Source organism: Halobacillus naozhouensis, assembly GCF_029714185.1.
Lineage (GTDB): Bacteria > Bacillota > Bacilli > Bacillales > Halobacillaceae > Halobacillus_A > Halobacillus_A naozhouensis.
On record NZ_CP121671.1, the window covers coordinates 3,591,622 to 3,610,356 of the forward strand.

Sequence of the window (18,735 nt, forward strand, 5' to 3'; positions counted from 1 at the left end):
CTTTTTTCTCTTCCTTTTATTGACTTTTGCAGCTATCGCTTGACTTGCATTCACACAACCACCTTCTCCCTCACCATATTTGAAGGGCAGCTCCCTCCGGAAGGGAGCTGTCTATTTTATCTTTCTGTGACCTTATCTTTTCCAACAATGCTAGTCACTTCTTTTTTATACTGCTCAACGGCCTGTTCCGGCGTGATGGTATCGGTCACGACTCTTTCGACGAGCGTTTGGATCACTGTTGAAACATTAGGGTATTTATCTACTGCTGGTCTGAAATGGGTATTTTCCAGGAATGAAGAGGCTTGCTCAAAAAAGTCCATTTCCTGATACTTTTCTTCCTTAGCAACATCTTCACGAGGAGTTAAGTTTCTATCTTTCAACTGTAACTTAAGGTTATTTTCTTTCGTTGATGCCATCTTTATGAATTCCCATGCCAAATCCTTGTTATTAGATTTAGAAGGAATTGAAAAAGCCCATCCACCTGACATGGAAGTTGTCCCTGGTTCCTGACCATTTTGGGTAGGCATCGGAGCAAAACCTAGGACTTCGCTAGATTCTGGCCATGGAGTGGGACCACCTTCTCGCCAAGTGCCAGTTTGCCAAATTCCATCAAGCCCAATAGCAAGCTTTCCTTTTGGCATTAATTGTTGGTACGCAATTGTGCTGGCCTGGCCATTAAGTACTTTGGAGAGTTCAGGACCTAGATCCTTTTCGTAAATCGTATCGATAAATTTGAAAGAGCTTAGTAATCCATCACTTTCTACAATCCATTTTTTCGTATCCTTATTATATAAGGGATCACCTGTCCCATAGAGGAGCATTTCAAAGGTTTGCATAGAGGTCGCTTCACCTGTTGCTTTACCTGAATTCATCCAAAGAGGAACGACATCTTTTGGAAGGTTTTCTTTCACAGCTGTTGCGGCTGATATGATATCTTCCCAATTCTTAGGCTTCCAAGGAACGGAAACTCCAGCTTCTTTTAACAACTCTTTGTTGTACCATAGCCCTCTTGAATCTGTGTTATAGGGAACGCCGTAAATTTCCCCATCCTCAGCTATAACACCAGCCTTTACATTTTCGGTAAATGAACCCCATTCATCCCACTCTTTTACACGATCGGTAATCGGCTCTAGATAGCCAGCATTTGCATCAGAGTTCAAGATAAAGGTGTCTTCGGTGACTATATCCGGCGCGGTATTTTCTGATTGTAATAATAGGGAGACTTTTGCAAAGTAATCTCCTTCACTTACCTCCAGAGGTGATAAGTTCACGTTTACATCAGGATACTTTTCATTAAATTGCGGGATGATATTTTTGTTCAGCCAATCGACTAATCCTTCATTTGTTCCCCCACCCGAACGGAAGGTGATGGTTAAATCGTCTTTAGAGTTTCCTTCGCTTGTGCCACTGGCTCCTTCATCAGAACAAGCAGTCATGAGCAAGAAACAGATAAGTATAATGGATAACCCGGTAAGCTTTTTAGCATACTTTAACCTCATAACATCGCTCCTTGTATTAAGAGTTTTGGTAAGCGCTTTCAAACATACACAAAAAATAAAAGCAGCTGCTTAACGACAGTTAAAGACCCAACACTCACTTGTTATACTCCATCACCTCTTTTACAAAGTTGGTATATAGTTAACTTACCTGATATATATGTATAGGTCAATATAATATTAGAATTTTCTCACTATTTGTTTTGATTATTTTCTAGTCTAAAAAACCTGAAGCTGCGAATCTATCAGCTTCAGGTTTTTTCAACATTCCTCATTATGCGATTGAAGGGGAGAAGCTAGAGTATCCTAATCCGTGAAAACCCGGTTTCTCATTTTAGGAAACCGGGTTTTCAGCCTGGCTATCATCGCTACTCTCCTATTAATTTCACCTATACAAAAGAAAAAGCGTCTTACACACTAAACAAAATTATTAATGTACCGATACCATACATACACAGTAAAAAAGAGACCCCTAAAGCGGGTCTCTTTCCTAAGCGTGAATTAGAATATCCCTAATACTTTTTTCTTTTTCACTCTTTGTGGGGGTTCGGTTGCTAAGGCCTGGCCCTCCACGACATACTGTGCATTTTCAGAGAAGTAGTAGACCATCGATTGATCGTAGTGCTTCTTAATCTCCCGGCAGCTATCCTTGAGATTAAGTCCGCGTGACTTCTGTGCGCCTGACGCAACCAGGTGCACTAAGTTTGCATCGATCAATTGATGGGATAACTTCTTGACTTTACTGCCGTACTTGCCAAGTAAGCTGGCAGCCGTAATTTGAACAAATGCCCCATTCCTTACGATGGAATAAAGTAGGTTCGGCTGCTCAATGATTTGTTCATTCCGTTCGGGATGCACGATGATCGGCCGGTATCCTTCTACCTGGATGTTAAATAAGAGTGTATTCAAATATCCCGGTACATGGTCACGAGGCAGTTCGATCAATACATAATCCCCTTCATTGACAGCTAAGATCTCATCTTTCTTTAGCGCCTCTACTAGATCACCATATACGCGTGTTTCCTGTCCAGGAAGAACGGTTAGCGGAATATCGCGTTCCTCAAACTGCCGATTCAATTCACTGACTTGTATAAGAATATTGTTCTTATAATTATAATGACTCCCATTGTTGTGATGCGGTGCCGCTACGACTGTCCGTATTCCATCCTTTACTGCTTTCTGTGCCATTTTCATACTATCTTCCATCGTCGAAGCCCCCTCGTCAACGCCTGGAAGAATATGAGTGTGAATATCTATCATTGCCCAAAACCCTTTCCCCTTAGAATTTCTATACTTTTTCTATCTGTTTTGCCAGCTAAGCTCTTTCTATATATCTAGCAAAATAGTTTCTCATACCTTATCATTCCAACATTTACCTCTATTTCTACCAGAGAAAAAGCTGATATCATATTCTTATAGATATTCGTGTTGTATATTTCAACATCCAGAATCTAGGGATCGAGATTCTCGAAATAAAAAATAAGCAGTCCCTTACAGGTTGCTTTTATAACCATCATTCTCTTTATTCTCTTCTAGGTATTCACGAAACTTTTCCTTCGATACTCCCAGATTCTGTGCCTTTTGGATCAAATGTTGCCAATCTTTATCAAGAACATCATCATTCTTATCACCATACAATAGATAATTTAGCGACACATCAAGTTCTTTAGAGATACTCTCTAAAAATTGAATAGAAGGATTCGTTTGTCTGTTTCGTTCTATCGAGCTCACGTACGACTTAGCGAATCCAGATCGTTCCGCCAGCTCGGCTAGCGTCATCTTTCTCTTTTTCCTTATTTGTTTGATGTGTTCACCGATCAATCCCATAAACCTCCTTCCTTGCGTAGTAAAACAATTATACTCCCAATTTTTATGTAAAAAAGTGAATATATTGTACAAATATAGGTAATTTTTGGTTTTCTAATGGTAATTACCTATGACTTTCTGTATATATTACCATGTTAAGGGGGGTAAAACCAATATTTTTAATACACTTTTTTTCGCTAAAAAAAGCGCTGTTTTGACACAGCGCTTTATAAGCTTGACGTAACATTATGGTTTTTGTCGAATTTTCCATTTATTAAACTCTAAATACTCGCGAAATTGTTCTTTGGAGATTCCAGAATTCATTGCTTCATGGACGAGGTCAAGCCAATCGTCATCTAAGTTCTCATCTTTGCCTGATGACTCTCCATGCAGCAGGAAGTTGATCGATATGTCTAGTTCCTTGGAGATTTTCTCAAGAAATTGGATGGATGGGTTGGTTTGTAGGTTTCTTTCTATAGAACTGAGGTAGGACTTGGCTACACCGGCTCGATCGGCCAGTTCGGATAAGGACATGTGGCGGTCTTTACGGATTTGTTGGATGCGGGTACCGATCATGCTTTCACCTTCTTTCTGAATAACAAAATTATAGCACAATTCACCCCTGCGTTCTATTTAAAGTACGAAAATCCGTAACTTGTCCTAGTTCTATGTAATTTTATGGGTCTTCTTTCGTTAAAAACTTCTTTTTTCCTAGTTGTTTCGATAAGATTTACTTGAGATGCTGTCGAATGATAAATATATGTGGGTGCTGGTTTCCTGGTGTGGTGGTTATTTGGGCGGGTATTGTTCTTTATTGGAGACAGCAGAGAAACCAGGCGGGTAGTTTGGCCCCCTGGATGGCGACTGGCCTGGCAGATGCTTTTTTTAACGACTTTTTATAAAGAAGGTGTGGACTTGGTTATACTAGGGGATAGATGAATTCGGTGAGTACATAGGAGGCGTGGTCTGTATGAGTGATGAGTTAGTGGAGCGGTTTGAGCTGGCGTTTAATAAGATTCATCAGCATTTAAAGGAGATGAATCGTTATCCGAAGAATGATAATTTCGCGGAGCTGTTGAATCATTCGAAGGATCGGGGTGTGGTTCGGGAGTACTATGATGTGCTGAGGCAGTATGCGAAGCTGCGGAATGCGATTGTGCATGAGCGTGTTCGGGATGGGTATTATATTGCGTCGCCTCATGTGGAGGTGGTAGAGGAGCTTGAGCGTATTAATCAAACGCTTGATCAACCTCCGCTCGGGCTTGATATCGCAACGCGTCCGGTGCTGTTTTTCTATGAGGAAACGGAATTGTTCCATGTGATTGAGGCGTTTGGGAAGCATGGGGTGTCGCAGTTCCCGATCTATCGTGATGGGGCATTCACAGGGTTGCTTACGGATGCTGGGATCGTGCGTTGGCTTGGGGAATCGGTGGATGGTGGTTCTGTTGTAGTGGATCGGATGACGGTTGGAGATGTGCTACGGCATGAGAAGGTGCATAATGTGGAGTTTGTGTCGGAAGCGGCGTCGGTGTTTGAGCTTGAGGATTTGTTTGAGTCGAGTCATGGGGAGGGTGAAAAGCTGAAGGCCGTGATGATCACGGAGGGCGGCGAGCGTGATGGGAAGCTGCTTGGGATTGTGACGTTGCTTGATTTGATTAAGGTGGATGGGGCTGAAGGGTGATTCAATGGAGATCTAGGATGAGAGATCTCATTGAGTACGAGAACTTAAAAAATCCCTCTTCTAAGCCTCACCCCTTCCCTCTTTCATTTTTATCAAAAGAAACTGTTTATCTTCTCAAGCTCCCGAGCTACTGGAATAAAGGCAATAAATATACCGAGAAGACTGCCCCTTCCTATTACAACCTTCCACAGTGGTTTTCTTTTTAAGGTTTCAGATACAAGGTAGGACACGTACAAAAAAATAGTAGTGAACCATAACAGCAGGGATTCCTTCTGGTCCTGGATCTGATCGATCAGGTAGTCCATTTTCCATTCTTCGTCTGCTGGCGGAGCGTACTGGATCTCTTTTTCTTCAGCGCCTATTGGATTATAGGACTGGATAAGTAGAGAATTTTTTTGTTGGGAAATGACTTCATAACCATTGGGGAGATAGGAGAATTTGTAGATCATGATGTAAGAAAACAGGAGGCCGGCTAATACGAAGCCAACCCTCAATAAATAGATTCTTATCTTCTTTATGGTCGACTCGTCGATCACTTTATCACCACACTTCGCTTAGGATGCTTCCCCTCTTTATACGAAAACCTCATCCAAAAGTTTCAGACTCGACCTAGATTAATCCTCTTTCCTATTCCTTGAACTAGGTCTGTACCTCTCTTTACCAGCGTGACAATCCCATTCCCATAAAGAAACAAAAAAAGAGATTACCTGACTAAAAAATAACCCACCCCGCAAGTAAGAAGCGTGGTGGGTTTATTGTTCATGAATGAGGGTCCAAGTTACGATTTCAAGTGGTGGTCCATCCGTTATGGAAGTTTTACTTTTTCCAGAATGTCTTGATAATCCAGTTCGACCATAGGTTCCTCGTTCAAGAGCTGGGTACGGATTTGAGCAACGAGCTGTTTCTCTCCGTCGGCCAGCTTTTTGACATCAAACTTTTTATGAAACACCGTGTAAAGAGTGTAATCACGAAGCCTTAGGAATAGTGGAAGCCGGGAAATCCAGACAGGATCAACACTGTTTTCCTTTTGGTAGCCTTTTAAAAAATGGGTAAGGAATTCTTTTGCAAAATGAGAGCGGGCGGCGAGTTCTTCTCCCCCGCATTTCACCAGGACGGCATAGTACATCGGAATCGCGATGTCGCTCACGTAATAGCCATACGTGCTGTCATCGAAATCAAAGATGTGAAGCTCTCCTTGATCGATAAAAAAGTTGCCGGAATGAAGGTCGTTGTGAATCAATCCAAAGCTATCCTTATTCTCCGGGAGGGCCTGGATATCGCGGATTAGTTTCTCACCACTTGAAATAATCGCGCTGTCCTGCTTGCTGTTTAGATAAGAACGGAAGTCCAGCAAGTCGTCCTGGTCCCACCTTTCCCGCCGGCTGATACCCGGCTTAAATTCCTTCGTCCAACGATGCATTTTTCCTATCACGCTTCCCCATTTTTCAAACAGCTCTGGACCAAAGGCTTCATCGCTTGCTTTTACAGGCTGACCAGGTGCTTGATCAAACAGGCAGACATAAAACGTGCCTTTTGCGATGGGAATTTCTGCTACGAGATCTCCTGTGGTCGAGGGGTGGACAGAGGAAGCGTTGAGTCCTTGCTTGTGCAAATAGTTAATCCATTCCAGCTCTGCTTCAACTTCGCTTTTACTGCGATGGCTTGAATGTGTGAGCCGCAAAATATAAGGCTGATCGTTCCGGTATACTTCAAACACATAGTTCTCGAAGTCGCCGAGCTTTTTCGCATCAGCAGCGTCTGCTTGAAATTGGCGGCTTGCTTGTTTTAACAAATCCTCTGAGAATTGATCTTCAATCCACTGTTCCATCTGGCCCCCTCCTCTTTATTGAATATGGCGATCGGCGAAAAGAGCCATCGCGTCCCGCATGAATGCAGCCAGGCCTTCTCCATATTGATCGATGTTGTTCGTAAACCGCTCATCATCGATATAAAGCTGGCCGATGCCTTTAAATTTCATGAGATCGTTATTGTTAATGCTATCGTTCAAGAAAAAGTACCATTCTTTAATAGCCGTTTGAGCTGTTTCTGAATCGGGTGGATCGTGTCTTAACGTGGCCAATTTCCGATAAATCGTGTCCATTTGTCTCGACATATGGTCTTTTTCCTGCTGAGACATCTTGTTGAACCTGGCGTTCGACTGATCCACTGCTTCATCGCCCCAGCGCTCGCGGGCCTCTTGTTCGTATGGGTTACGGGTAAAGTCAAAGCCTTCGAATTTATCTTTATTCGTCATATGAATCTCTCCTTTCTGTTGTTGAATCGTCTTCTCTACCGTCTGGATCATGCCGTCGAGCCGGCGCCGTTTCTCAAGCAGCATTTTCCGATGCAGCTGAAGTGCTTCCTGCTGATTGTAGTCAGGATTTGTGATGATCTCTTTAATTTTTTTCAAAGGAAAATCGAGTTCCCTGAAAAATAAAATCTGCTGCAGCGTTTCCAGATCCTGATTGGAGTAGAGTCGGTAGCCTGCCTCGGTCGTAGCCTCCGGCGACAGCAGGCCGATGTTGTCGTAATGATGAAGGGTGCGGATGCTGATTCCAACGAGTTCGGCAACTTCTTTCACTTTCATCGGCATCTGAAGGATCTCCTTTCGTTTAGATTTTAAGTGCATTTCGCCCCCTCACTGATTGACTATAAGGTGTGACGTTGCGTGAGGGTCAATAGGTTATTTGAGATTTTTTTAATATAGTGATTGGTCTGGTTTTGCTTTCGAGCTATTTTGAGTATCCCTGAGAGGAAGAATTGGGTCTTGCGATGATGATCAAGAGGTGCGATGATGCAGGCGGCATGGGGCAAGTTTGTTGCTGATCAGCTATTGTTCAGTTAGACCGCGTGTAGACAGGATCTTGCTAGCGAAAGACCATCAGCTTGGGATCTTCATAATGCACTCTACTTCTACATTATTCTACCAAAATGGCGAAACTCCTTTATTGCTTTGGTCTAAGATTAGTAGGTAGTTTTGAGATAAGTCGGAATGTTTATGCGTTAGAGCGGAATCGATAATCGTTAAGTCGCTATCCCATCGAGCTAGGGAGCTATAAAAGCCCCCCTCACGCGATCCAAAAACTTCCACCTCAGGTCATCCATAATCTGGATGACCTGAGGTGGAAGTTTTTGGGTCTATATGATTGATTTTTTCGTCATATTCGTCATAATGATTTCCCTTTAGTGAATGGCGTTCCCTTTATCTACATGAAGGGTGCCATCCTGTTGGACTTCTGCATAAAACACATCGGCCGGCGAATTTACTCCAGCCTGTTTCAGTTGTTGATCCAGCCAATTTTCATCAAGATGCAGCTTAGATAGGTTTTTGCTATTCACAGTTCCGTCAGAGATCACTTCAGTAGCCATCGGATAAGCATGAGGTGCGGTAGGCATGTTATTCATACTACCTTTGGTCAGTGGCTGTTGAACATCTTTTTTCATAACAGAAAGTTTTCCATTCGTTTCAAAAATAGCATAGTCTACATCTTCTATTTGAAAAACGTTATGCTGCTGCCTTAACATTACCCTCAAGGTATCTATATCTAACCGTGTCTTACGAAGTGCATCTAATGCCACCTGACCATCTTTAATTACGATCCATGGGTTACCGTTCGTTACTTTCCGGATCGTTTTAGATTTAATATCCAGGACGCCCATGATCAGTGTGAAAGTGGCCCACCCAGCTAATGCAATGACACCATTACGGATGCTTAAATTCTGGTTAACAGCAAGACTTCCAGCAATCGTACCGATAGCAATGGCGGAAATAAAATTAAAAAAGGTCATCTGACTAATTTCTTTTCTGCCCATTATTCGTGCTAAACAAAATAATACGATGAATGATATAGTAATCCGAAGAATTAATTCCCAAACTCCCATAAACACCTTTCCTTTCTAACGTGCTTGTTTATTTATTTGTCAGTCTCGCCTCTTCTATTCACCTTTCAACCGGGTCCCATGAGTAACCTATTCTAGATCATCCGAAAATCCATGAGTAATAATTAAGGGAAAAGGCTGCATTCTCCCATTATTGGACATGCAGCCTTTTGTTTTTGGGGGAGCTTTACTTTTGTGTCGACCTCACTCCCTTTCTTTGTTAAATTGACCCACTATCCGTGGTTTACCCCTATAGGAAGGGAAAGATTAAAGACCGAAAGAATGGACAAAATAAACTGAAGTCATTGATAAGAAAGGAGGAAAAGATGATGAAACACATTAAAGCATTACTCATAAAATTTGTAATGGTTACAGCCGTGCTATGGATCGTTTTAGGAGGTTTTTATGATGTTTCTTTTGCCGACATATTAACCACCAGTGTGTTATTAACAGCCACTGCCTATTTAATCGGTGATTTGTTTATTCTTCCTAAAATGGGTAATACAGCAGCAACGATTGCTGATTTTGGTCTCGCATTGGCCGGTACTTGGATCCTTGGGGCTTTCCTATTCGAGGCACCTGTCCCATTAGGAACCGCTTCGCTTATATCTGCTATATTGATCGCGGTAGGAGAAATGTTTTTCCACCGCTATATGGAGAAAAATATTTTACCGAATCATCCCGCTAACACGAACGATGAGAGGAATTTTTCCCAACAAGGAAACCTGCAGACTGAATTTGGTTCAGATGTGGATATCAAACCAACTGCCAAGAAAGCGAACGAAACAGACGAAGAAGAGTAGGAATCCCCTACAACAAAAATCCTTCCATATGGAAGGATTTTTGTTTTTATGAAAAAGAAGTTTATCTTATAAGCATTGCCGCTTTGATTCCTGAATACGCAGCGCCTTCCATGGTCGAAAAATACGGCTGTTTCGTGTAATCACCAGCTAAGATGAGTCCGTCGACAGGCGTATTTTGAGCAGGTCTTAACTGTTGATGTCCAGGCTCAAGGCTATGGAAATCATAGGCATGATTGATTTGTCGATAGTCGATGATTTTATCCTTAAGATCCAAGCCAATTTTTTTCGCATCGGCAAGAACCTTCTCAAGCGTTTCCTCTGGATCCATTTCTAAAATTTTTCAGGAGGTGAAAGAATTATCGATAACCTGCCCTTTGACTGCTGGAACGTCGTTCTGGATTGCTCAGCAAAACTGGACATACACGTTAAAGGAGCGAATGTTGTTATATCCACTGGGTAAGCAGGTTCACTTAACTCGATCTGCAGACAGGCAGCAGGCATCAACGGGAGATTTCCTATCGGCTTAAACCATGCTTCTTTTTTGAAATGCTGTTCTAATAATGGCTTGAAAGCATATAAAGTGGTCGCCAAGATTGTGTGAGTGGCGTAAAGGTTTTCACCATTACTTAACCGCACCCCTTTAATTTGATGATCCTCATAAATGAGTGATTCCACTTTTGCATTGACCCTGACCTCTCCACCTTTTTTCTCAATCCAATCTGCCATCGGCTGACACATTACTTCCGTCATCCCACCTAGAAAAGCACCGATCCTCATTTTATAAAACTTCGGTATGCCTGGAGCAAATAGTCCAAAAAACACATAAGCAGAATAGCGATTAGGTGGCAGAAAGTAGATGCCTGAACTCAAAGGGACAATTAACTGATGAAAAGCGTCTGGAGTGACCCCATGCTTAAAGGCATATTCTTTAATATTGAATGAGTCTAATTGTTTAGGCCTTACTAGATAATCGATCATTCCTCTTATAAAGAAAGGAAGCAGCGAAAGCTTGTCCTTAACCGACAAATAGTCTTGATTGCCAATAAACCCCTGTATTGTTTTAACCATCCCGTGTACAGGCGCAAGCCCTAACACTAACGGCTTTCCGTTATTCATACGGACGTGTACTTTTTCCTCCCAGGTGAGAATGTCGGAAAGCTTGATTCCTACTTTTCTAAGCAAAAGGGGTAAATGGGAATAAAAACCTATGTAACGATGAAACCCCGATTCCACCTTCATCCCGTTTAGTTATAAGACGAGGTTCGCCCTCCGACCACCCCTTCTGCTTCAAGGATGCGCTTCCCTTTCGAGGTCAACAGAACTCCGCTGGAAAGCCCGGCTAATCCTCCTCCAACGACAATTGCATCATACTTTTCCACACGAGTCCCTCCTATCTTCTTCCATTATTTTATCTAGTATTTGTAGGTGGCTTGCTTTCATGCAGGAAAAGATCCTTTAACAGAACACATCACTCTCTGGATGATCTAGATTAGGATGTCGATTCATTCACGTTCCTTATCCTCTATAGCCTTCAATTTCTTAAACCTGCATGTATGAATCGAGTTCCAATTGGAAAGAAATGTGACGGAGGAGGTGTACTTATGGGCTACGAAGGATATAGACGATCGAAGCAACCTGTCTATGATCGTTTTACAGATAACATTGACTTTATGAAAAAAGAGCTCGGGATCGGGGAAAGTTTCGATGCGATTCATCTGGACTTGAACTATGCCGGGCGTGATATGGGCATGTTTTTAATTGACGGTTTTGCGAAGGATAAGATTCTGCATTACCTCATGAAGCTGCTGGCTGGTCTTGAACCAGAGCAACTTGATGCGGAACCGTTGACGAAATTGATGAAAACGTATCTTCCGTACATAGAGATTAGTACTGAAGATGATTTGGATAAAACCATATTCTGGGTACTAAGTGGTGCGACAGCGCTCGTCGTGGACGGCATTGATAAAGTAATTATTATTGACGCGAGGACGTATCCTGTCAGGAGTCCGTCCGAGCCTGATCTAGAGCGCGTGACACGCGGGCCTCGAGACGGTTTTGTCGAGACGGTCGTATTTAATACAGCACTAACGCGGCGCCGTGTACGTGACCCTTCCCTCAGGATGGAGTACATGTCAATCGGGAGACGATCGCAAACCGATATTTGTGTATCGTACATTAAGGATATTGCCGATCCTCACATCGTAAATAAAATTAAGGATTCGCTTAAAAAAATTGATACCGACGGACTGCCGCTTGGTGAGAAGACGGTGGAGGAATTTCTATGCGGACGAGGGTGGAATCCGTATCCGACGGTTCGTTATACCGAGCGTCCGGACACGGCGGCCATTCATTTATACGAGGGTCATGTGCTTGTCATCGTCGACGGATCACCGAGTGTGCTGATTACGCCGGCAACATTTTGGCACCATCTGCACCATGTGGAAGAGTATCGACAGCGTCCGATCGTTGGGGCTTACTTCCGTATCGTCCGGTTTCTTGCGATCTGGATGTCGGTCTTCCTGCTGCCGCTCTGGTTCTTTTTTGCAGAAAACCAGCATTTACTGCCCGAAGCGTTAAGTTTTATCGGACCAAAAGAAACGATACTAATTCCATTGTTGATCCAGCTCATACTCGTCGAGCTCGGGATGGATATGTTGAGGATGGCAACGATTCATACGCCATCCTCGATGGCCACAGCTCTCGGTCTCGTATCGGCAGTTATTATCGGGCAGATTGCCGTAGCTGTTGGGCTGTTTACCAATGAAGTTATCTTGTACATTTCATTTGTTGCGATTGGTACATTTGCAACACCATCCTATGAATTCGCGTTGGCGAACAGGATCTATCGACTCTGTCTGCTGTTTGCAACGGCCGCTTTTGGCTTAGTTGGGTTTGTGATCGGTCTTGCTCTGTGGATCGTTTCACTTGCCCGCATCAAGTCATTCAACATTCCTTACTTGTGGCCGTTCATTCCGTTCAACTACCGGGCGATTAGAGATGTATTCCTAAGAGCTCCGATGCCATTAAAAAACAGACGGCCTAGAGCGTTCCACCCAAGGGATCCCGACCGTTAATTAGAAGTCTTTTGAAAAGGATGTGACTACTCGTCGTATCCTTTTTTATATGAGGATTAACAATGCTGAAATGGCCAAATCCACTCAACTCAAACTTTCTCCCTAGAGTGATTCTTTAGGCTTAATCGTATAAAAAACTGATCCACTGAATACTTGAGTGCGATAGCTTAGTGAATTCAATTTTAAGGAGGAATTATTTATGTTTAAAACTGTCGCGACGACAGGAATAGCTTTAACTTTAGGTTTGGGAATTGCATCCGCTGGTACCGTCTCCGCAGCGGAAAGTGAAACAAATGTACAAGCCCAAACTGGTGTAAACACCGTTCTGCAGAGTGAAGAAGGTTCTTCTAGTATTGACCTCGATTCAGCACTAGGATTGGATGTAAGTCTTGAAGACGAAGACGATAGCAGTATCAACCTTGGGACAGGAGCTGGCCTTGACTTAGAGCTAGACAGCATTCTAGGTGATGAAGAAGATGAAAATAATACAAACGTAGATGTTGAAACAGGTGTAGAGGGATCTGTTCAAAATAACAATGAATCAGATGAAGGATTGTTAAGCGACATTCTATAATAACGGAAATAACTTCTTAAAGCTGCGCCACTCCCCTAACGGCGCAGCTTTATTTTTTATGTACGGGTCCGCTTTTTAGTATGAATCACCAGACCACATCATATCCCCGTATTAACTTTTTCTCTCCTCTACCAATGAGTTGTGATTTTGCCAATCAACCGTGGAAACCCTCAATTGTAAGAAGCTGCTCAAATTGATAACTGATGCCTGCAAAATACTTATATTTAAAAAGGAATAGGCACATAGTATACATACATTAAAATTCTTGGAGGCGTATCAATGGAACAAGACGAAAAGTTAAAAACGGCCGGCATTTCTATGGGGAGCGATATAAAAGTTCAAACCTTTGGCGGGGCTGAGAAAACAACCAAAGACGTGATGAACATGGAAATAGTTAAAGAAATTATTAAAGATTGGAATGCGATGTCTAAAAACGCGGCGAACCATACAATCGACCAGTACGGCCCCCCAAATGAAGCCATTCAAAGTAGACTAATCTGGTATAACAATGGACCATGGAAACGAACGATCGTTTATCGTGATCAAATCCCGCATGATTTTCCGCAGCCCCATACCGATGTGATCGAGAACTATATTAATTATTCCGTACCCCCTGAAATGTTTAGTGAGCTTGCCAAATTTGATGGAAGTGTCATCATTGAACGAACAAGAGGGGAAGCGTCATCTCGGTGTGATATGGAAGCGGCTAATATTCTTGCGCTTAACTTAATGAATGAGATCGTTACAGGTAAGCTGGATGCTGAAAAGGCTCGAGACGTCTATTGTGAAGTGACTTCGGCTTTTATGATGAATCAACCCGCTCCGTATGCAGAGAAACTTCAATTTGACGTTTCAAAAGACGAAAAATTTGATACAGATAACGTTATGATTGCAGATGAAATGGTGAGACAAGCCTACGAAAAAGTTAAAGATATGGCTGAACGTTCCAATCACGAAAATAAGAACTACCATTAATCAAAACCATCTACCGCGATGAAAAAGGCTGACGATATTTCTCGTCAGCCTTTACCATTCAGGAACCAGATTTCTGGGGGAAAAATTGGTCCTGATCCATAATTCCACTCAAATTAATAACCACCGAAACCACCGCCGAAGCCGCCGCCAAAAGCGCTAGCTCCTACGATTATTAGTAGGATGAAAAGGACTACAATCAAAGCAAATCCTCCACCTGCATTTCCATAACTCATTATCTCACCCCCTTTTTAACTACAATATGCCAGGGGATCCATAGTGGGTGGACAATAAGCCACCCTTTACCAGAAATAGGTTTCCGTGCAGGGATAAATTGGAATAAATAACCACCTCAGGTCATCCAGTTTCTGGATGACCTGAGGTGGAATTTTTTAGAAAAGCAATAGGATATGTAAATGCACGCCGGCCTGTCCTTATCTTCCCATCCAGCCTCCGTCTACTACTAGAACCTCTCCATGAATATAGTCTGCTGCCCTAGTTGCCAAAAAGACGATAGCCCCTGCTAAATCCTCAGGGTTTCCCCAGCGGCCAGCAGGGATTCGATCTAAAATTTCTTTACTCCTTTTTTCATCTGCAATGAGGGCCTCGTTCATTTCTGTAGCAATGTATCCCGGTGCCACTGCATTCACATTAACGCCTTTGCTTGCCCATTCATTGGAGAGAGACTTCGTAAACATAGCAACAGCCCCTTTACTGGCTGCATACGCAGGTACTCTCAGTCCACCCTGGAATGACAGGAGTGAAGCTAGATTAATAATTTTCCCATAACCACGTTCCAGCATACGCTTTCCAAATGCCTGGCAGAGAAAAAAGACAGCTTTCGCATTGACATCTTGAACAAAATCCCAATCTTCTTCGCTGAAATCAACGGCATCTGCCCTTCTCTGAACCCCTGCGTTATTAACTAAGATGTCAATTTTGCCACACAGGTCCAGTGATTTAGAAACTAAGTCATTGATCTGATCGAGTTGTGATAAATCGTGTTGAATTACTTCACAGCGTTTTCCTTTTTGTTCAATTTCCTCAATAAGTTCGTCGGGTGCCCCAGAGCGGCTGACAATTAAGATGTCGGCTCCTGCTTCGGCCAGACCTAAAGAAACAGCTTTCCCTACACCTTTATTGCCCCCGGTTACTAAGGCTGTCTTTCCTTGTAAATCAAAGTAATTGTTCATAGGACCTCCTTAACTGTCTACTTAATGGCATGCTTTACGTCTGTTTGTTCTAAGGTAGCTAATCCAGCTGATCAGCATGAAAATTGTTCTAGTTTCTACAAGTACACCAGAAAAGTCCATAACGGTCAATCTTCTAATGATCCAAAGAAAAGATCTAAAAAATAACATAAAATGCCACCTCAGGTCATCCAGTTTCTGGATGACCTGAGGTGGCATTTTTTTACTATTTCCGATTAGGTGATGGAATAGGTGGATTTATCGGCCTTGGCGGGTTCGGATGGCTCTGATTCCGTTCCGTCCAGGTAGACAGTGGTGACATGATACGTATATTTCGATGCTTCAGGATCGGTGTATGTTTTGCGTTCGTGTTCAGAAATGCTGGCTACTTTTTTGAAGTTCTCGCCATCTTCACTGCGATAAACACGATAGCCTGCCACTCCATCTACACGGACTGCGTGCCATGTTACGAAGGTTCCGTTCACTTCCACATGGGATGGTGCTTTAATCTCGTAATCTGCCTCTTCTTTTGGCTTTTCCTCGCCATCATCCAAGGAAGATTTCAGTTCGGTGTACACCACCAAACGTTCTTCATGGGTGCCTTTGTCATGGTTAAAGTTCCCTGTGCACGTAATCAAATTGAGCCTTTTTTTATCGGTTTTACCGAAAACTTTTTCAATCGGTGCATCGTTACGCGGGTAACTTTCGAGCTTCTGGACGACGAACGTAAGCTCTTTGCCTTCTTCATTGGTGACAATGATTTCATCACCTTTTTGTAAATCGTCCAGATAGAAGAAGACGGCTGGACCAGACTGGTTATCGACGTGCCCGGCCATGACAGCGTTCCCGGTATTGCCCGGTTTCGTGCCTGGCTCAAACCATCCGACCGTTTTATCATCTTTCGGCACACCCATTTGTCCGCTTTCCAGGACGCCTACTTTGCTTACAGGCGCATCGATGTCGAGACTGGGAATCTTCAAATTGGTTGGAATGATTCCGCTGCTCATGTCCGGTTTATCGGTTTCGAAATCGACCTCTTTGATGTCCCCTGATTGATCAACAAGAGTAAACTCTTCCGATTTCAGGGAGAGATCAGATGCTTCCTGCTTATTATTTTCTGACGTTTCTGTTTCGACTGTCGGATCATAAGGGGAGGTAAAGTTCGCCCACACGTTTGAATTATACCCCGCCAGCAACAGGGCCCCTAAGCCTACAATAGTAAAATACGTTCTCCACTTCATACCCATCACCTTTTTTGATTTATTTATTAAACAAAAGCGCAGGGCGCTCTTTCCTTGCGCCGCGCTGCTTTTTTATAAAAAGAGAGAGGGTTTCCCCTCCCCTCTAGCTTATCATTTTCCGGCTCGTATCCTTCGCATATGACCTTGAGAGGGTTTTCTAAGGAACTCGCCGTTTTTTATAAAAATTAAGTGAAGGACAGTCGCATTCACCTTGATCCGAAGATGAGGTAAATGCGGGTGTCCTTTAGGCTCCCCAGAGGCTGGACCCCCTGGGGAGCGACCTTGCGCAGCTTACTTGTTTATTGCTGTGCTCTTTTTCTCATCATGAAGCCGCCTGAGATCAAGACAAATGCTCCAAATGCTGCCCATGTCCAAAGACTGCTTGTGGCTGTACCGCCCATACCGGTCTTCGGCATGTCAGATGGCATTTGCTCAGCAGAGAATTTATCAGGCATTTGTTTTACAATCGCATCACTTAATGTTTCACCAACGCCGAACATGAAGCCATATCCGTCACGGAAAGACTCATATGTTGCCTGATAATCGCCGGCTACATAGTGATCAAACGTTTGGATGACATCTTCTTCGTGTGCCCAAAGTGCATTCGTTGCGGCATCAGCTGGCAAGTTTCCGCCCGTTGCTTTTCCTAGGAATTGACCTAGCGTTTCAGCAAATTTCTGCAGGCTTTGCTCGGCTTCCATGCGAGCTTTTTCGTCATTTTCCAGTGTTGCGGTTACCAGTTGACCTTGTGCTTGGATGTGGTTTTTCTGCCAAATTTTTTGAAACTGTGTGGCCGCTTCCGCACCATAAATAGATTCGATAGCTTTAGTGAAATCCTGAGTATTCATGTTTTCTGCCCATGTTATAAAATCATAATCTTCAGCCTGGTTATAGCCTTTTTGCATCCCCAGAACAGCTAGAGCGAAGTGCTCGGCAGCCAGACTGTTCAATTGGGAGCGCAAGTCAGCGGCTGGTGTTACGGCCTCTGTGCCTTCAAATTTCTCAGGCATTTGCGTTACAATCGCGCTAGATAGTGCTTTACTGATCGCAAACATACGGTCGAAGCCTTCACGGAACGCCTCATATGCTTTTTTGTATTCTCCAGCTGCATAATAATCAAATACGTTAATCACATCTTGTTCGTGAGCTGCTAACACTTTTGCCGCTGCTTCTTTAGACAGGTTGCCTTCTGTTGCTTTGGCAAGGAAAGAACTGAATTTATCTACGAATTCGTCAACTTCTGCTTCAGCTGCTTGACGAGCTTCCTTGTCATTGTTCACCTTTGCTTCAACAAAATCAGGTGTGTAATCGTTATGTCCAAGAAAAATATCTTCAAACTGTGCGGCTGCTTTTTCACCATAAACCGAAGCAATTACCGGTGTCATATCTTTCGCGTTCTGATCAAGAGCTTTATACACTTCATCAGCGTCTTCTGCATTGTTGTAATCCTTAATCATAGCGGTTGTCGCTAACACAAAGTGTTCAGACAGCAATTGATCCAGACCCGCTCGCAGATCAGCGGCTGGTGTCTTGGATGTCGGTTTCTCATGCGTTTCTCCATTGTGTGCCATCGCAAGGGATGGAATAAGTAGCATGATCGCCATAAACATTACGACTGCTTTTTTCAATGTTTTCAAGTGATTCACTCTCCTTTAAGTATTGGCTGTCCTGTTTTTCTTACTAAGCTATCGTCAATGGATCAAAATTGGATCACTTTTTTTATATATTTTTTTAGATTTTTTGCGGATTTTTTGAAAAATGTTGTCGTGGTGGGGGTGGGAAGGTGACATTTGCTAGATATTTTAAACATAGGAGGAAGTAGATCTTGGAGTCATGCAGAGTTAGGGATCAATCTTTGGGCGTTAAAGGACAATCTTTTTAGTTAGAGAACAATCATGCTGAGATCGGGAACAACATTGACCGTAAAGAAAGAATCTTTTTTCGATTCGGAACAATAACAAGTCTCCCCCTTGCAATGGAAATAATCACCACCTCAGGTCATCCAGATTAAGGAAAACT

At 43.0% G+C, this 18,735-nt stretch carries 22 protein-coding genes; 6 read left to right on the forward strand and 16 right to left on the reverse strand.

The genetic code is table 11. The features are described 5' to 3' along the window. Window positions 1-116: 116 nt before the first annotated feature. From P9989_RS18450 to P9989_RS18465, 4 genes are all read right to left on the reverse strand, one after another. A complete protein-coding gene (locus P9989_RS18450; RefSeq protein WP_283076314.1) occupies window positions 117-1,499 on the reverse strand; it encodes an extracellular solute-binding protein in 1,383 nt (460 codons plus the stop codon). Between the two features lie 498 nt (window positions 1,500-1,997). Further along, complete coding sequence (locus P9989_RS18455; protein WP_346274868.1) at window positions 1,998-2,702, reverse strand: tyrosine-protein phosphatase; 705 nt, start codon at window positions 2,700-2,702, stop codon at window positions 1,998-2,000. 285 nt (window positions 2,703-2,987) lie between these two features. Then, a complete protein-coding gene (locus tag P9989_RS18460) occupies window positions 2,988-3,317 on the reverse strand; it encodes a helix-turn-helix domain-containing protein (protein ID WP_283076316.1) in 330 nt (109 codons plus the stop codon). Window positions 3,318-3,548: 231 nt separating this feature from the next. Continuing rightward, window positions 3,549-3,878 (reverse strand): helix-turn-helix domain-containing protein, encoded by a 330-nt coding sequence (locus P9989_RS18465; protein ID WP_283076317.1) that lies wholly within the window; start codon window positions 3,876-3,878, stop codon window positions 3,549-3,551. 173 nt (window positions 3,879-4,051) lie between these two features. On the opposite strand from P9989_RS18465, the gene P9989_RS18470 reads away from it, so the two are divergent. Both P9989_RS18470 and P9989_RS18475 read left to right on the forward strand, forming a co-directional pair. Continuing rightward, window positions 4,052-4,204 (forward strand): hypothetical protein, encoded by a 153-nt coding sequence (locus P9989_RS18470; RefSeq protein ID WP_283076318.1) that lies wholly within the window; start codon window positions 4,052-4,054, stop codon window positions 4,202-4,204. A 68-nt stretch (window positions 4,205-4,272) separates the two neighbouring features. Continuing rightward, on the forward strand, window positions 4,273-4,983 hold the full coding sequence (locus P9989_RS18475; RefSeq protein ID WP_283076319.1) for a CBS domain-containing protein: 711 nt from the start codon (window positions 4,273-4,275) through the stop codon (window positions 4,981-4,983). A gap of 92 nt (window positions 4,984-5,075) precedes the next feature. On the opposite strand, the gene P9989_RS18480 is transcribed toward P9989_RS18475, so the two are convergent. The 4 genes from P9989_RS18480 to P9989_RS18495 form a co-directional block, all read right to left on the reverse strand. Further along, window positions 5,076-5,519: a hypothetical protein gene (locus tag P9989_RS18480; RefSeq protein WP_283076320.1), complete on the reverse strand. Its 444-nt coding sequence runs from the start codon at window positions 5,517-5,519 to the stop codon at window positions 5,076-5,078. Window positions 5,520-5,788: 269 nt separating this feature from the next. After that, window positions 5,789-6,811 carry a phosphotransferase enzyme family protein gene (locus tag P9989_RS18485; protein WP_283076321.1) on the reverse strand — a complete coding sequence of 341 codons (1,023 nt, stop codon included), beginning with the start codon at window positions 6,809-6,811 and terminating at the stop codon, window positions 5,789-5,791. Window positions 6,812-6,826: 15 nt separating this feature from the next. Further along, window positions 6,827-7,576: a MerR family transcriptional regulator gene (locus P9989_RS18490; RefSeq protein WP_283076322.1), complete on the reverse strand. Its 750-nt coding sequence runs from the start codon at window positions 7,574-7,576 to the stop codon at window positions 6,827-6,829. Window positions 7,577-8,166: 590 nt separating this feature from the next. Further along, complete coding sequence (locus P9989_RS18495; RefSeq protein ID WP_283076323.1) at window positions 8,167-8,865, reverse strand: YetF domain-containing protein; 699 nt, start codon at window positions 8,863-8,865, stop codon at window positions 8,167-8,169. Between the two features lie 323 nt (window positions 8,866-9,188). On the opposite strand from P9989_RS18495, the gene P9989_RS18500 reads away from it, so the two are divergent. Next, window positions 9,189-9,665 (forward strand): YndM family protein, encoded by a 477-nt coding sequence (locus P9989_RS18500; RefSeq protein WP_283076324.1) that lies wholly within the window; start codon window positions 9,189-9,191, stop codon window positions 9,663-9,665. A 61-nt stretch (window positions 9,666-9,726) separates the two neighbouring features. On the opposite strand, the gene P9989_RS18505 is transcribed toward P9989_RS18500, so the two are convergent. The 3 genes from P9989_RS18505 to P9989_RS18515 are packed head-to-tail and all read right to left on the reverse strand — an operon-like array spanning window position 9,727 to window position 11,044. After that, a complete protein-coding gene (locus P9989_RS18505) occupies window positions 9,727-9,993 on the reverse strand; it encodes an FAD-dependent oxidoreductase (RefSeq protein ID WP_283076325.1) in 267 nt (88 codons plus the stop codon). A gap of 2 nt (window positions 9,994-9,995) precedes the next feature. Continuing rightward, window positions 9,996-10,904 carry an FAD-dependent oxidoreductase gene (locus P9989_RS18510; RefSeq protein ID WP_283076326.1) on the reverse strand — a complete coding sequence of 303 codons (909 nt, stop codon included), beginning with the start codon at window positions 10,902-10,904 and terminating at the stop codon, window positions 9,996-9,998. Between the two features lie 5 nt (window positions 10,905-10,909). Continuing rightward, entirely contained in the window at window positions 10,910-11,044 is a 135-nt protein-coding gene (locus tag P9989_RS18515; protein ID WP_283076327.1) for an NAD(P)-binding protein, read from the reverse strand. A 222-nt stretch (window positions 11,045-11,266) separates the two neighbouring features. Between P9989_RS18515 and P9989_RS18520 the strand changes: the two genes are divergently transcribed. From P9989_RS18520 to P9989_RS18530, 3 genes are all read left to right on the forward strand, one after another. Then, window positions 11,267-12,739: a spore germination protein gene (locus tag P9989_RS18520; protein ID WP_283076328.1), complete on the forward strand. Its 1,473-nt coding sequence runs from the start codon at window positions 11,267-11,269 to the stop codon at window positions 12,737-12,739. A gap of 199 nt (window positions 12,740-12,938) precedes the next feature. Further along, entirely contained in the window at window positions 12,939-13,313 is a 375-nt protein-coding gene (locus P9989_RS18525; protein WP_283076329.1) for a hypothetical protein, read from the forward strand. A 279-nt stretch (window positions 13,314-13,592) separates the two neighbouring features. Further along, window positions 13,593-14,288 carry a hypothetical protein gene (locus P9989_RS18530; RefSeq protein WP_283076330.1) on the forward strand — a complete coding sequence of 232 codons (696 nt, stop codon included), beginning with the start codon at window positions 13,593-13,595 and terminating at the stop codon, window positions 14,286-14,288. A gap of 113 nt (window positions 14,289-14,401) precedes the next feature. Here P9989_RS18530 and P9989_RS18535 read toward each other — a convergent pair whose 3' ends face one another. The 5 genes from P9989_RS18535 to P9989_RS18555 all read right to left on the reverse strand — a co-directional run bounded on the left by P9989_RS18535 (window position 14,402) and on the right by P9989_RS18555 (window position 18,353). Continuing rightward, on the reverse strand, window positions 14,402-14,521 hold the full coding sequence (locus P9989_RS18535) for a YjcZ family sporulation protein (protein ID WP_283076331.1): 120 nt from the start codon (window positions 14,519-14,521) through the stop codon (window positions 14,402-14,404). Between the two features lie 198 nt (window positions 14,522-14,719). Continuing rightward, entirely contained in the window at window positions 14,720-15,478 is a 759-nt protein-coding gene (gene kduD, locus P9989_RS18540) for a 2-dehydro-3-deoxy-D-gluconate 5-dehydrogenase KduD (protein ID WP_283076332.1), read from the reverse strand. A 21-nt stretch (window positions 15,479-15,499) separates the two neighbouring features. Next, window positions 15,500-15,646: a hypothetical protein gene (locus P9989_RS18545; RefSeq protein ID WP_283076333.1), complete on the reverse strand. Its 147-nt coding sequence runs from the start codon at window positions 15,644-15,646 to the stop codon at window positions 15,500-15,502. Between the two features lie 65 nt (window positions 15,647-15,711). Next, the gene (locus tag P9989_RS18550) at window positions 15,712-16,716 is read right to left on the reverse strand and encodes a class F sortase (RefSeq protein ID WP_283076334.1); all 1,005 of its coding nucleotides are present in this window, start codon (window positions 16,714-16,716) and stop codon (window positions 15,712-15,714) included. Window positions 16,717-17,015: 299 nt separating this feature from the next. Continuing rightward, window positions 17,016-18,353, reverse strand: coding sequence for a copper amine oxidase (locus P9989_RS18555; protein ID WP_283076335.1), 1,338 nt, complete (start codon window positions 18,351-18,353; stop codon window positions 17,016-17,018). Window positions 18,354-18,735: the final 382 nt, after the last annotated feature.